We start from the raw sequence: 15,203 nt of genomic DNA on the forward strand, positions 1-15,203 counted from the left end.
TTCAAATTTAGCCTTAGCCATTTGTAGACCCTTCTTAGTCAGAATTTAGGCCCTGCCGAAACCGGGCCTGTTAATCATTAATCGTATGCTTTACGTGAAGCGATAATCGCTTCCGTGACATTGCTCGGTGCTTCCTGGTAGTTCAGTGGCTCCATCGAATAGGAGGCACGGCCCTGACTCAGTGAGCGCATATTAGTGGCATAACCAAACATTTCGGACAGCGGCACATTGGCAGCGATAATTTTAATACCGCCCGGTGCATCTTCCATACCGTTGATAATACCGCGCCGACGGTTTAAATCACCAACGATGTCGCCCATAAAGTCTTCTGGCGTCACTACTTCAACCTTCATAATAGGTTCCAGCAGTACAGGCTTGGCCTGCAGTGCGCCTTTTTTGAAGCCCATTGAAGCGGCAATTTTAAATGCCATTTCACTCGAGTCAACATCGTGGTAAGAGCCGTCAAACACCGTGACTTTAACGTCGATTACCGGATAGCCCGCTAATACGCCGTTTTTCATCTGCTCTTGAATGCCCTTGTCGATTGCCGGAATAAATTCTTTTGGAATTACCCCACCGACCACGGCATTTTCAAACTTATAACCTTCGCCTTCCGGTAACGGCTCCAGCCGTAACCAACAGTGACCAAACTGACCACGACCACCAGATTGACGAACAAACTTACCCTCAACTTCCGTTTTGCCGCGCAGCGTTTCGCGATATGAAACTTGTGGTTTACCCACGTTAGCTTCAACCTTGAACTCACGCTTCATGCGGTCAACGATGATATCGAGGTGTAACTCGCCCATACCTGAGATAATGGTTTGTCCGGTTTCTTCGTCGGTATGTACCCGGAAAGACGGATCTTCCGCTGCCAGTTTACTTAGGGCAACGCCCATTTTCTCCTGGTCGGCTTTGGTTTTCGGTTCAACTGCGACAGAAATTACCGGCTCAGGAAACTCCATCCGCTCAAGAATAATCGGATTATCCTGATCACAGAGAGTGTCACCTGTTGTTGTGTCTTTCAAACCAATTGCTGCCGCAATGTCGCCGGCCCGAACTTCTTTGATTTCTTCACGCGCATTGGCATGCATTTGTACAATGCGGCCAATTCGCTCTTTCTTGTCTTTTACTGAGTTGTATACCGCTGAGCCTGACTCAACAACACCTGAGTAAACACGGAAGAAAGTTAAAGTACCAACAAAGGGGTCGGTAGCAATTTTAAATGCTAATGCAGCAAATGGCTGATCATCACCGGAAACCCGAATACCTTCAGACTCGTCCGGTAAAATACCGCGAATGTCTTTAACTTCGGTTGGTGATGGCAGGAAATACACCACATTATCCAGCATGGCCTGTACGCCCTTATTTTTAAAGGACGAACCGCACATCACTAATACGACTTCGTTGCTAAGCGTTAGCTTGCGCAGCGCCTGACGGATCTCTTCTTCAGTGAATTCTTCACCTTCCAGATAACGATCCATCAGCTCTTCGCTGGCATCGGCTGCCGCCTCGATCATGTTCTGCCGCCACTCATTACATTCATCCAGCATCGCTGCCGGGATGTCTTCATAAGTAAAGGTCATACCCTGATCGTCTTCGTTCCAGTTGATTGCCTTCATTTTGATCAGGTCAATCACGCCTTTGAACTGGTCTTCGGCGCCAATAGGTAACTGGATCGGTACGCAGCGGGAATTCAAACGATCATTCGCCTGTTTTACCACGCGCAAGAAGTTAGCACCGGTGCGATCCATCTTGTTGACGTAGATCATCCGCGGCACTTCGTATTTGTTAGCTTGTCGCCATACAGTTTCTGTTTGTGGCTGTACACCTGACGAGCCACACAGCACCACTACCGCACCGTCAAGCACCCGCAACGACCGTTCGACTTCAATAGTGAAGTCTACGTGGCCGGGGGTATCAATCAGGTTAATTCGATGCTGCTCGAACTGCTGCGACATACCAGACCAGAATGCAGTCGTTGCCGCTGAGGTAATAGTAATACCCCGCTCTTGCTCCTGCTCCATCCAGTCCATTGTTGCCGCACCATCGTGCACTTCACCAATCTTATGCGAGCGGCCTGTATAAAACAGGACGCGCTCGGAAGTAGTGGTTTTGCCGGCATCAACGTGAGCACAGATACCAATGTTACGGTAACGTTCGATTGGAGTTGTACGTGCCACAATAATTTCCTCTCAGTTAAGAAATTCTTACCAGCGGAAGTGTGCGAACGCTTTGTTCGCTTCGGCCATACGGTGCACGTCTTCACGTTTCTTAACCGCTGAACCTTTATTCTCGATTGCGTCCAGCATCTCGCCTGCGAGACGCTGAGCCATAGATTTTTCACCACGTTTACGGGCAGCTTCTACTAACCAGCGCATGGCTAAAGCATTACGACGCACCTGACGAACTTCACACGGCACCTGGTAGGTAGAACCACCCACGCGACGTGATTTAACTTCAACAGATGGACGAATGTTATCCAGAGCAACTTCGAACAGGTCGATATGCTCTTTCTTAGATTTCGTTGCTGCAATATCTAATGCGCCGTATACAATTGATTCGGCGATTGATTTTTTACCGTCGACCATTACGACGTTTACAAATTTGGCCAGTAATTCGCTTCCGAACTTAGGATCTGGAAGGATTTTACGTTGACCGATGACGCGTCTTCTAGGCATTCGAAACTCCGATTGCTTCAGGTGATTCCAAAACTTTTAATACAATAAATAAAAAAAGTTGTTTAGTTTGGCCTTACTAACGGAGTACCGTTATTTCTTAGGCCGCTTGGCGCCGTACTTAGAACGGCCTTGTTTACGGTCTTTTACGCCTGCACAGTCTAATGTGCCACGTACGGTGTGGTAACGCACACCTGGAAGGTCTTTTACCCGGCCACCGCGGATCAGCACTACGCTGTGTTCCTGCAGGTTGTGGCCTTCACCACCGATGTAAGAAGTTACTTCGAATCCGTTGGTTAAACGAACGCGGCATACTTTACGTAATGCAGAGTTTGGCTTCTTAGGTGTAGTGGTGTATACACGGGTACAAACACCACGCTTTTGCGGGCAAGCTTCAAGCGCCGGTACGGTGCTCTTGGCTACTACCTGGCTGCGCGGCTTACGCACTAGCTGGTTGATTGTTGCCATTAAATACTCCTGGTTAATAAAACCCAATAAACGTGAAAAATTCCGCCCCCGAGAATGAGGCCGCGGAATTCTAATGGTCAAGCTTTGACCTGTCAAGTTACAAAGCACGCTGCCGACGTTTTAATGCCGGCAGGTGTTGTTTCTTGCTTACTCGTCGTTGCCCGATAAATCCATATTCAGTGCATCAGTCAGAGCCTGTTCGGCCGACTCCGCACTCATTACCGGTTCAACAACGTCATTATTGCCGCCACGCAGGCGGGCGCGGTTCTGGTGATAGGCAAAGCCTGTACCAGCCGGGATCAAACGACCCACAATAACGTTTTCTTTCAGACCACGCAGTTCGTCAACTTTACCGCCTACGGCAGCTTCAGTCAGAACGCGGGTGGTCTCCTGGAACGAGGCCGCAGAAATAAAGGAATCGGTAGACAGGGACGCCTTAGTGATACCTAACAATACGCGCTCGTATTGTGCAGGCATCTTATTGGCATTTTCCAGTTCACGATTCGCGATATTGACGCGCGCGACTTCCGCTTGTTCGCCTTCCAGGAACTCACTATCGCCAGGATGCGTGATTACGCACTTACGCAGCATTTGACGAATAATGGTCTCAATGTGCTTGTCGTTGATCTTTACACCTTGCAGACGGTAAACGTCCTGTACTTCGTTCACAATATAGCTGGCAACATGGTGAATACCACGCAGACGCAGGATGTCATGTGCTGACTCCGGACCTTCTGACAGCACTTCACCTTTCTCAATGCGTTCACCTTCAAACACGTTGACCTGACGCCATTTCGGGATCATCTCTTCATGAGCTTCACCCTGATCCGGTGTAATCACCAGACGGCGTTTGCCTTTGGTTTCTTTACCAAAGCCAATGACACCTGAGATCTCAGCCAGAATGGCCGGGTCTTTAGGTTTACGCGCTTCGAACAAGTCAGCAACGCGTGGCAGACCACCGGTGATGTCGCGAGTTTTTGAGCTTTCCTGAGGAATACGTGCCAGTACAGTACCGGTAACCACGTTATCACCATCGGCCACTTCAATAGTGGTGAAGCTCGGCAGGCGGATTTCCTGCAGACCGCCATCGTCCGTCGCCAGAATCAGCTTCGGCTCTTTGGCGTTCGCTTTAGCCAGGTCTTTCACTACAGTACGGGTTAAGCCGGTCAGCTCATCCATTTGTACTTCAGTGTTGGTATCGTCAACATCACTGAACGACACTTTAGCGCCACGCTCAACGATAATTGGGTGTGAGTGCGGATCCCAGTTAGCGACGATCTGGCCGGCAGTGACTTTTGCATTGTCATCTGTGGTCAGGATCGAACCGTATGGCAGTTTATAACGCTCTTTCTCACGGCCTAACTCGTCAAATACCGTCACCTCAGCTGAACGTGACGTGATAACAATCTTGTTATCAGCATTACGAACAAACTTGGCGTTGTGCAGTTTTAACGTACCGGCATTCTTAACCTGGACACTGTTCTCTGCGGAGGCCCGTGACGCCGCACCACCGATGTGGAAGGTACGCATTGTTAACTGAGTACCTGGTTCACCGATTGACTGCGCAGCGATAACACCGACTGCCTCACCTGGGTTAATCAGGTGACCGCGCGCCAGATCCCGGCCGTAACACTTGGCACAAACACCAAAGTCGGTTTGACAGGTAATAACTGACCGTACGTGCACTTCGTCAATTGAGTTTTTCTCAATCAGGTCACAAAGTTGCTCGTCCAGCATGGTGCCGTCAGCGACCAGTACTTCACCTGTAGTTGGTGAAACGATATCACCAATCACTACCCGGCCCAGCACCCGCTCACGCAGACCTTCTACCACGTCACCACCTTCAATCAGTGGTTTCATGATAATGCCTTGCTCTGAACCACAGTCATGCTCAGTAACAACTAAGTCTTGCGCCACGTCAACCAGACGACGGGTCAGATAACCCGAGTTTGCTGTTTTCAGTGCCGTATCGGCCAAACCTTTACGCGCACCGTGGGTTGAAATGAAGTACTGTAGTACGTTCAGACCTTCACGGAAGTTCGCAGTAATTGGTGTCTCAATGATTGAGCCATCTGGCTTCGCCATCAGACCCCGCATTGCTGCCAGCTGACGGATCTGCGCCGGTGAACCCCGGGCACCAGAGTCAGCCATCATATACACTGAGTTGAACGACTGCTGCTGTACAGTATTGCCGTCGCGATCAACCACGTTTTCTTTCGACAGGTTATCCATCATCGCCTTAGATAAGGCTTCGTTAGCGGTTGACCAAATGTCGATAACTTTGTTGTACTTTTCACCGGCGGTAACCAGACCTTGTTGGAACTGGTCCTGGATCTCTTCTACTTCTTTCTCAGCTGCGTCGATGATCTCGGTTTTCGCCGCTGGAATCACCATATCGTCAATACCAACCGACACACCTGATAACATTGCGTAATGGAAACCGGTGTACATGATCTGATCCGCTAAAATAACGGTTTGCTTCAGACCGATGCGGCGGTAAGCACCATTCAACAGGCGAGAAATCTGCTTCTTACCCATTGCCTGGTTAACGGAGTCGAAACTCAGACCTTCCGGCAGAATGGAGTACAGGATAGCCCGACCAACAGTGGTATCTTTAACTGCAGTGCTACTGGTTTTGCTGCCGTCTTCCTGAATCGTGATTTCAGTCATTCGCACTTTAACTTTGGCATGCAGGCTGGCAACACCGGCGCGGAACGCTTTTTCGGCTTCTTTCGGGCTCTTGAACATCATGCCCTCACCTTTCGCGTTTACCGCTTCGCGCGTCATGTAGTACAGACCCAATACAACGTCTTGTGACGGAACAATGATCGGCTCACCGTTCGCTGGCGACAGGACGTTATTGGTCGACATCATCAGAGCACGAGCTTCTAACTGCGCTTCCAGCGTTAACGGTACGTGTACCGCCATCTGGTCACCGTCGAAGTCAGCGTTATAGGCCGCACACACTAATGGGTGCAGTTGGATCGCTTTACCTTCAATCAGTACCGGCTCAAATGCCTGGATACCCAGACGGTGCAGGGTTGGTGCACGGTTCAGCAATACCGGATGCTCACGGATAACTTCGTCAAGGACGTCCCATACTGCACCTTCTTCGCGCTCAACCATTTTCTTGGCGGCTTTGATAGTGGTGGCTAAACCACGGGCTTCCAGCTTGCCATAGATAAACGGCTTGAACAGTTCCAGTGCCATTTTCTTCGGCAGACCACACTGGTGTAAACGCAGCGTAGGACCTACGGTAATTACCGAACGACCTGAGTAATCTACGCGCTTACCTAACAGGTTCTGACGGAAACGACCCTGCTTACCTTTGATCATATCAGCCAGAGACTTCAGCGGACGCTTGTTGCTACCGGTGATAGCCCGGCCGCGACGACCGTTGTCTAACAGCGCGTCCACCGCTTCCTGCAACATCCGCTTTTCGTTGCGTACAATGATATCCGGTGCTGACAGGTCTAACAGACGCTTCAGACGGTTGTTCCGGTTAATGACGCGGCGGTATAAATCGTTCAGATCTGAAGTCGCGAAACGACCACCATCCAATGGTACTAACGGACGTAAATCCGGCGGTAACACTGGCAGCACCGTCATAATCATCCACTCGGGCTTGTTACCAGAGGTGTGGAATGATTCCATTAACTTCAAACGCTTGCTGATTTTCTTACGCTTGGTTTCTGAGTTAATGGTTGGCAACTCTTCACGCATTTGCTTGATTTCAGTGGCTAAATCGATGCCTTTCAAAATGTCCAGAATCGCTTCCGCACCCATCTTGGCTTCAAACTCGTCACCATGCTCTTCCAGCACGTCCAGGTATTCTTCTTCGGTCAGCATCTGGCGACGCTCCAAAGATGTCATACCTGGCTCGGTTACCACATAGCTTTCGAAGTACAGCACGCGCTCGATATCACGCAGTGTCATATCCAATAATAAACCGATACGGCTAGGCAGTGATTTCAGGAACCAAATATGTGCAGTTGGGCTGGCCAACTCAATATGGCCCATCCGCTCGCGACGTACTTTGGTCAAGGTAACTTCTACGCCACACTTTTCACAGATCACGCCGCGGTGCTTTAAGCGCTTGTACTTACCACACAGACACTCATAGTCTTTTACCGGCCCGAAGATCCGGGCACAGAATAAACCGTCACGCTCGGGTTTAAAGGTACGGTAGTTGATCGTCTCAGGCTTTTTCACTTCACCAAATGACCATGAACGAATCATGTCCGGTGAGGATAAACCGATACGGATAACATCAAACTCTTCAGTTTTAGTTTGCTGTTTCAGAAACTTTAATAAGTCTTTCACCTTTGCTCTCCTGTAAGAGGTAAACCGGAATGGGGCAGCTCACTGCCCCGCCAACACAAGGTCGGTTTATTCCTCTTCCAATTCGATATTGATACCGAGCGAACGGATTTCTTTCATCAATACGTTGAAAGATTCTGGCATGCCAGGCTCCATTCTGTGGTCGCCGTCAACGATGTTCTTATACATCTTGGTACGACCGTTGACGTCGTCAGACTTAACGGTAAGCATTTCTTGTAACGTGTATGCCGCACCGTAAGCTTCCAGCGCCCACACTTCCATCTCACCGAAGCGCTGACCACCGAACTGCGCCTTACCACCCAGCGGTTGCTGCGTAACCAGGCTGTACGAACCAGTAGAACGGGCGTGCATCTTATCGTCAACTAAGTGGTTCAGTTTCAGCATATACATATAGCCTACGGTAACTTTCCGTTCGAAAGTATTACCGGTACGACCATCATACAGCGTGATCTGACCGCTTGACGGCAGGTCACCCAGTTCCAACAGTTGTTTGATTTCTGACTCTTTGGCACCATCAAACACCGGCGTCGCAACGGGTAAGCCTTTACGCAGGTTCTCGGCTAAACGGCGTACTTCATCGTCGCTAAAGCTCTCGATATCCACGTTCTGACGTGATTCACCCAGCGCATATACCTTCTTCAGGAAGTCACGGATTTCCGCCGTTTCTTTCTGCTCTTTGATCATGGCGTCAATCTTGTCACCGATACCGCGGGCCGCTAAGCCTAGGTGCGTTTCCAGGATCTGACCGATGTTCATCCGTGACGGTACACCCAGTGGGTTAAGTACGATATCAACCGGCTGACCTTTCTCGTCATATGGCATATCTTCCACAGGGACGATAGTCGAGATTACACCCTTGTTACCGTGACGACCCGCCATCTTGTCACCAGGCTGAATACGACGTTTCACCGCCAGATACACTTTAACAATTTTCAGCACGCCAGGTGCTAAATCATCGCCTTGCACAATTTTACGGCGCTTGGCTTCGAACTTTTTATCGTACTCAATACGAATTTCTTCGTATTGCGCCGCTAATTGTTCCAGATCGTTTTGCTTATCTTCATCTGCCAGGCTCTGGTTAAACAGCGCATCGCCTTTTAACGTATCCAGCTTGGCGCGATCTAAACCGCTTTGCTCCAGCAGGTTGCGGGTACGGCTGAAGATACCGGCTTCCAGGATACGGAATTCTTCATTCAGGTCTTTCTTAGCCTGTTTGATTTCCATTTCCTCGATTTCACGGGCACGCTTATCTTTCTCTACGCCATCACGGGTAAATACCTGCACGTCAATAACAGTACCTGTTACCGAGTTTGGTACCCGCAGTGAAGTATCTTTCACATCAGAGGCTTTTTCACCGAAGATGGCACGTAACAGCTTCTCTTCCGGTGTTAACTGGCTCTCACCCTTAGGGGTGACTTTACCAACCAGAATGTCGCCGCCTTTCACTTCAGCACCGATATAAACGATACCCGCTTCATCCAGCTTCGACAGTGCAGATTCACCGACGTTTGGAATATCAGCAGTGATTTCCTCAGGCCCTAATTTGGTATCGCGAGCGATACAGCTTAATTCCTGAATATGGATAGTGGTTAAGCGATCTTCCTGCACCAAACGCTCAGATAACAAAATCGAGTCTTCGAAGTTGTAACCGTTCCACGGCATAAACGCTACGCGTAAGTTTTGACCTAAGGCCAGTTCACCTAAGTCGGTAGACGGACCATCAGCCAGTACATCGCCACGCTCAATTGGCTCACCATGGTTAACGCAAGGACGCTGGTTAATACAGGTGTTCTGGTTAGAACGGGTATATTTGGTCAGGTTGTAGATATCGATACCGGCTTCGCCTGGTACCATTTCATCTTCATTAACCTTAATTACGATACGGCTGGCATCAACATAGTCAATAGTACCACCACGCTTCGCCACTACGGTTACGCCCGAGTCTTTCGCTACCACGCGCTCAATACCGGTGCCAACTAACGGCTTATCAGCACGTAGTGTTGGTACCGCCTGACGTTGCATGTTCGAACCCATCAGTGCCCGGTTAGCGTCATCGTGTTCCAGGAACGGGATCAAGGCAGCAGCAACAGAAACGATCTGCTGTGGCGCAACGTCCATATACTGCACGTCTGATGATGGCATCAGCGTAAATTCGTTTTTAAACCGGCAAGGTACCAGGCCTTCCACGATACGGTTGTTCTCGTCTAACTCAGCGTTTGCCTGAGCGATCACAAAGTTACCTTCTTCAATCGCTGACAGGAAATCCACTTCATCAGTCACCACACCGTTCTCAATCCGGCGGTATGGCGTTTCCAGGAAACCGTATTCGTTAGTCTGAGCAAAAATCGATAACGAGTTGATCAGACCGATATTCGGACCTTCAGGTGTTTCGATAGGACAAACCCGACCATAGTGTGTTGGGTGGACGTCACGAACTTCGAAACCGGCACGCTCACGGGTTAAACCGCCCGGGCCAAGTGCAGAAATACGGCGCTTGTGCGTCACTTCAGAAAGTGGGTTGTTCTGATCCATAAACTGTGACAGCTGGCTGGAACCGAAGAACTCTTTAACCGCAGCAGAAATTGGCTTAGCGTTGATCAGATCCTGTGGCATTACAGCATCTAAATCGCCTAACGACAGACGTTCTTTTACAGCACGCTCTACCCGAACTAAACCAACACGGAATTGGTTTTCAGCCATTTCACCGACTGAACGGATACGACGGTTACCCAGGTGGTCAATATCATCCACTTCGCCTTTACCGTTACGGATGTCGATTAAGACTTTCATCACGGCAAGGATATCTTCTTTACTTAATACACCAGCACCGGTACCTTCATCAAAGTTAACCCGACGGTTAAACTTCATCCGGCCTACCGTAGAAAGGTCGTAACGATCTTCAGAGAAGAACAGATTTTCAAATAAGGTTTCGGCAGCTTCGCGTGTTGGCGGCTCACCCGGGCGCATCATACGGTAGATTTCTACCAGTGCTTCCATCCGGTTACTGCTCGGATCGATCCGTAAAGTTTCAGAGATATAAGCACCCTGATCCAGATCGTTAATATAAAGGGTTTCAAAACTGTCATAGCCGGCTTTGCTTAGTTTTGCTAACAGCTCCAGTGTGAGCTCTGCGTTCGCCTCGGCAATAATCTCTCCGGTTGAACGGTCAGCGTAATTTTTCGCCAGCACCCGACCTACCACATATTCATGTGGTACTTCCATCATCGTTAAGCCAGTTTTTTCTAACTGACGGACGTGACGGGCAGTAATACGACGGCCTTGTTCTACGATCACTTCGCCATCGTTATCTTTAATATCAAAAGCTGCAGTTTCACCGCGCAGACGGCTTGGTACTACTTCCATCAAAATCTTGCCATCTTTGATATCAAAGCGGGTATTTTCAAAGAAAGTAGCCAGAATTTCTTCTGTGCTGAATTCTAACGCACGTAACAGAATGGTCGCTGGTAATTTACGGCGACGGTCAATCCGCACAAACAGGCTGTCTTTGGCATCGAATTCAAAATCTAACCAGGAGCCACGGTAAGGAATAACCCGAGCGTTATACAGAACTTTACCTGAAGAGTGCGTTTTACCGCGGTCATGGTCAAAGAACACGCCAGGACTGCGGTGTAGCTGAGAAACGATTACCCGCTCAGTACCATTGATAACAAAGGTACCGTTCTCAGTCATTAACGGGATTTCACCCATGTAGACTTCCTGCTCGCGGATGTCTTTGATGGTGCCTGGTGCTTCTTTATCGAATAACACCATCCGCAATTTAACCCGTAATGGTGCTGAGTAGGTCACGCCACGGATCTGACATTCTTTGACGTCAAATACGGGTTCCCCAATGCGGTAGCTTACGTACTGTAATTCGGCGCTGCCTGAATAACTTTTGATTGGAAATACAGAGCGGAACGCGGCTTCTAAACCGTATTCACCTTCCGGATCTGGCTCGATAAATTTGCTGAATGATTCAATCTGAATCGACAACAGGTATGGCACATCCAATACTTCCGGACGTTTGCCGAAGTCCTTACGGATACGTTTCTTCTCAGAATAAGAGTAAGTCATGGGGTTCCTCAGCTTGCTGATTTTTTTCCCAACCACCTTTCGGTGGCGTTAGCTACCAGGCATGGTAACTACAGGGGTGGGGAAATCATTGTCCCACAGCGCAAAAAGGCCGGTGATTAATTCATCACCAGCCCGGCCTGAACTTCAGGCAGCTAATCTGGTTTGCACCAGATTATTTGATTTCAACAGAAGCACCAGCTTCTTCAAGTTCTTTCTTAAGAGCTTCAGCTTCAGCTTTAGAAACAGCTTCTTTGATTGGCGCTGGAGCGCTTTCAACCAGATCTTTAGCTTCTTTCAGACCTAAACCGGTAGCGCCACGTACTGCTTTGATAACAGCAACTTTGTTAGCACCAACACCAGCCAGGATTACGTTGAATTCAGTTTGCTCTTCAACAACAGCAGCTGGGCCAGCAGCAACAGCTACGGCAGCGGCAGCAGAAACACCAAACTTCTCTTCCATTGCAGATACTAATTCAACAACTTCCATTACAGACATTGCTGCGATTGCATCTAAGATTTGCTCTTTAGTCACTGACATTGCTCAGATTCCTAAATTGTGGGCCTTGGCCCGATTAAACTTTATCAAACCAAACGTAAAATTACGCGGCTTGCTCTTGTTTTTGGTCGCGAACCGCGGCAATTGTACGTACAAGTTTGCCGGCTGCTGCTTCTTTCATAGTGCTCATTAAACGTGCAATAGCTTCGTCGTAAGTTGGTAACGAGGCTAACAGTTCAATATTCACTGTGGCGCCATTGAAAGCTGCACCTTTCAGCTCGAAGTTTTTGTTATCTTTGGCGAAATCTTTGAAGATCCGCGCTGCAGCACCTGGGTGCTCCTTAGAAAACGCAACTAACGTCGGGCCTACGAATACATCTTTCAGACACTCAAACTCGGTGCCTTCTACTGCACGGCGAGCTAAGGTGTTACGGACAACTTTTACCCATACACCTGCTTCACGCGCTTGCTTACGCAGCGCAGTGATTTTGCCTACAGTGACACCACGAGCGTCTGCGACTACCGCAGATAAAGCACCTTTGGCAGCTTCCTGGACTTCAGCAACAATTGCTTTTTTGTCATCAAGCTTAATAGCCATTGGCTCTTAACTCCTGGTTCATCCGGGCATAATGCCCGGTTGCCTACACATCGCTGACGGATGTCAGCGCGCGATTTACGGTGAGACCAGAAGAATATAATTCGTTCTGGGGCCTACACCGTCTGCGTAGGTTGGTTTATTAAGTTACGCTATCGAAACAGCGTAACACCTACGGTCTTGGACGGAAGCGATTAATTGCCTAAACAACAAACGCTTCTACCCGAAAAATGAGGGCGAGATTATAAAGTAACCTGCCCTTAGCTGTAAAGCGCTTAAACGACTGCGCTTAATGAAGCCTGGCTCAGGGCTAAACCTGCACCGTGTGTAGAAGAAATAGTCACTTTCTTGATATACACACCTTTAGCTACTGAAGGCTTAGCACGCTTCAGCGCGACCAGTAAGGCTTCTAAGTTTTCTTTCAGCTTGTCAGCGTCGAAATCCAGCTTACCGATGGTTGAATGGATGATACCATTCTTGTCGTTACGGTAACGTACCTGACCCGCTTTAGCGTTCTTAACCGCTTCAGCAACGTTAGGAGTAACAGTGCCGGTCTTCGGGTTTGGCATCAGGCCGCGTGGACCTAAGATTTGACCCAACATACCTACAACGCGCATCGCATCCGGAGAGGCGATAACAACGTCAAAGTCCATTACGCCTTTTTTAACTTGTTCAGCTAAGTCTTCCATACCAACGATGTCTGCGCCGGCTGCTTTAGCCGCTTCTGCGTTAGCACCCTGGGTGAACACAGCAACACGTACAGTACGGCCAGTACCGTGCGGCAGTACAGTAGCACCACGTACGTTCTGGTCAGATTTACGAGCGTCGATACCCAGGTTAACTGCTACGTCAACGCTTTCTACGAACTTGCCAGCTGATAATTCTTTTAACAGCGCAACTGCTTCGTTGATCTCATATTCACGAGTTGCATCAACTTTAGAACGGATTAACTTAGCGCGTTTAGTTAATTTAGCCATTTGTTAGCCCTCCACCACTAAGCCCATTGAACGTGCAGTACCTTCGATGGTACGCACGGCAGCAGCGTGATCCGCAGCTGTTAAGTCTGGTTGTTTTACTTTCACGATCTCATCGATTTGAGCAGCAGTAACTTTACCAACTTTCTGGGTATTTGGACGAGCCGAACCACCCTTCAGGCCTGCAGCTTTCAATAATAAGAAAGATGCTGGTGGAGTGCGGGTTTCGAATGTGAATGAACGGTCGCTATATACTGTGATAACAACTGGAATCGGCATGCCTTTTTCCAGGCTCTCTGTACGGGCGTTGAAGCCTTTACAGAATTCCATGATGTTAACACCGTGCTGACCTAACGCCGGACCAACTGGTGGCGACGGGTTTGCCATACCGGCTTTTACCTGCAGTTTAATAAGTGCAGTGACTTTCTTTGCCATGTTTCACCTCTGTTAGTGGGTCTTTGCCTTGTAAGTGCGAGGACACTTACTCAAACGGCTTCCCTTACGATAAAAAGGGCGCAGATTATATTTTAATCTGCGCCCCGTTACAAGCTTATAATCAGGCCTTTTCGACTTGACCAAATTCTAATTCGACTGGTGTTGCCCGTCCAAAGATCAGAACCGATACTTTTACGCGGCTCTTCTCGTAATCCACCTCTTCAACTACACCGTTAAAGTCAGCGAATGGACCCTCAGTAACCCGAACGACTTCACCAGCTTCAAACAGCGTTTTCGGCTTCGGTTTATCAGCATTGTCTTGCAGCCGGTTCAGGATAGTCATGGCTTCTTTTTCAGAGATCGGAGCTGGGCGATCTGAGGTACCACCGATAAAGCCCAGTACGCGAGGTACACTCTTGACTAAGTGCCAGGCTTCTTCACACATTTCCATCTGAACTAAGACATAACCAGGGAAGAATTTACGCTCGGACTTACGTTTTTGACCGGCACGCATTTCAATCACTTCTTCAGTAGGTACTAACACCTCACCGAATTTGTCTTCCATCTGATGAATTTTGATATGTTCGCGCAGCGATGTAGCAACTTTTTGCTCAAACCCCGAAAACGCCTGAACGACATACCAACGCATTTTTCCTGCCATGACTTAAATCCCCAGTCCGGTAAAGAAAGAGACAACGCGTAATAAAATCGCATCCAGTCCCCATAAAATTAAACCCATAATGATGGTGGCAACAATGACAACCAAGGTTGTTTGCATTGTTTCCTGGCGAGTTGGCCACACCACTTTACGTACTTCGGTACGGGATTCTTTAGCGAAGTTGAGGAAGATCTTTCCTTTAGTTGTTTGTGCGGCAATAAAACCGGCAGCAGCAACCAACACCACTATCGCTATAGCCTTCTCCAGAGTTGATAATTCATAAATATAATTACCGACCACAATTAGAGACAGGATAACGACAACTAACAGCCACTTTACCAGGTCTAATCCGCTTTTTGGTGTTTCGCTTACTGCGCTCATGCTTCCACTCACTTAAATTAACTTAATTATGTTATTTAAACACTTAACATAATAGCTCCGGTTTAATACCGGGCGCGAAATTTGGCAGGGGCAGAGGGATTCG

General features: G+C 48.7%; 11 protein-coding genes. All 11 read right to left on the reverse strand.

The features are described 5' to 3' along the window. Nucleotides 1-77: 77 nt before the first annotated feature. The 11 genes from fusA to secE all read right to left on the reverse strand — a co-directional run bounded on the left by fusA (nt 78) and on the right by secE (nt 15,100). Nucleotides 78-2,183: an elongation factor G gene (fusA, locus tag AAY72_RS11315; protein ID WP_057787580.1), complete on the reverse strand. Its 2,106-nt coding sequence runs from the start codon at nt 2,181-2,183 to the stop codon at nt 78-80. Nucleotides 2,184-2,210: 27 nt separating this feature from the next. Beyond that, complete coding sequence (rpsG, locus tag AAY72_RS11320) at nt 2,211-2,681, reverse strand: 30S ribosomal protein S7 (protein WP_008985226.1); 471 nt, start codon at nt 2,679-2,681, stop codon at nt 2,211-2,213. 90 nt (nt 2,682-2,771) lie between these two features. Continuing rightward, nucleotides 2,772-3,146: a 30S ribosomal protein S12 gene (gene rpsL, locus AAY72_RS11325; protein WP_008985225.1), complete on the reverse strand. Its 375-nt coding sequence runs from the start codon at nt 3,144-3,146 to the stop codon at nt 2,772-2,774. Between the two features lie 147 nt (nt 3,147-3,293). Then, nucleotides 3,294-7,469 carry a DNA-directed RNA polymerase subunit beta' gene (gene rpoC, locus AAY72_RS11330; RefSeq protein WP_008985224.1) on the reverse strand — a complete coding sequence of 1,392 codons (4,176 nt, stop codon included), beginning with the start codon at nt 7,467-7,469 and terminating at the stop codon, nt 3,294-3,296. A gap of 66 nt (nt 7,470-7,535) precedes the next feature. After that, on the reverse strand, nt 7,536-11,561 hold the full coding sequence (gene rpoB, locus AAY72_RS11335; protein WP_057787582.1) for a DNA-directed RNA polymerase subunit beta: 4,026 nt from the start codon (nt 11,559-11,561) through the stop codon (nt 7,536-7,538). A 172-nt stretch (nt 11,562-11,733) separates the two neighbouring features. Next, nucleotides 11,734-12,099 carry a 50S ribosomal protein L7/L12 gene (rplL, locus tag AAY72_RS11340; protein WP_008985222.1) on the reverse strand — a complete coding sequence of 122 codons (366 nt, stop codon included), beginning with the start codon at nt 12,097-12,099 and terminating at the stop codon, nt 11,734-11,736. Between the two features lie 61 nt (nt 12,100-12,160). Continuing rightward, nucleotides 12,161-12,655 (reverse strand): 50S ribosomal protein L10, encoded by a 495-nt coding sequence (gene rplJ, locus AAY72_RS11345; RefSeq protein ID WP_008985221.1) that lies wholly within the window; start codon nt 12,653-12,655, stop codon nt 12,161-12,163. 272 nt (nt 12,656-12,927) lie between these two features. Beyond that, nucleotides 12,928-13,629 (reverse strand): 50S ribosomal protein L1, encoded by a 702-nt coding sequence (rplA, locus tag AAY72_RS11350; protein ID WP_057787584.1) that lies wholly within the window; start codon nt 13,627-13,629, stop codon nt 12,928-12,930. Between the two features lie 3 nt (nt 13,630-13,632). After that, nucleotides 13,633-14,061, reverse strand: coding sequence for a 50S ribosomal protein L11 (gene rplK, locus AAY72_RS11355; protein WP_057787586.1), 429 nt, complete (start codon nt 14,059-14,061; stop codon nt 13,633-13,635). A 121-nt stretch (nt 14,062-14,182) separates the two neighbouring features. Continuing rightward, nucleotides 14,183-14,722: a transcription termination/antitermination protein NusG gene (gene nusG, locus AAY72_RS11360; RefSeq protein ID WP_197408409.1), complete on the reverse strand. Its 540-nt coding sequence runs from the start codon at nt 14,720-14,722 to the stop codon at nt 14,183-14,185. Nucleotides 14,723-14,725: 3 nt separating this feature from the next. Continuing rightward, a complete protein-coding gene (gene secE / locus AAY72_RS11365) occupies nt 14,726-15,100 on the reverse strand; it encodes a preprotein translocase subunit SecE (protein WP_008985220.1) in 375 nt (124 codons plus the stop codon). Nucleotides 15,101-15,203 lie beyond the last annotated feature (103 nt).

Origin of the sequence: Alishewanella sp. WH16-1, assembly GCF_001441695.1 — a bacterium.
Taxonomy (GTDB): domain Bacteria; phylum Pseudomonadota; class Gammaproteobacteria; order Enterobacterales; family Alteromonadaceae; genus Alishewanella; species Alishewanella agri.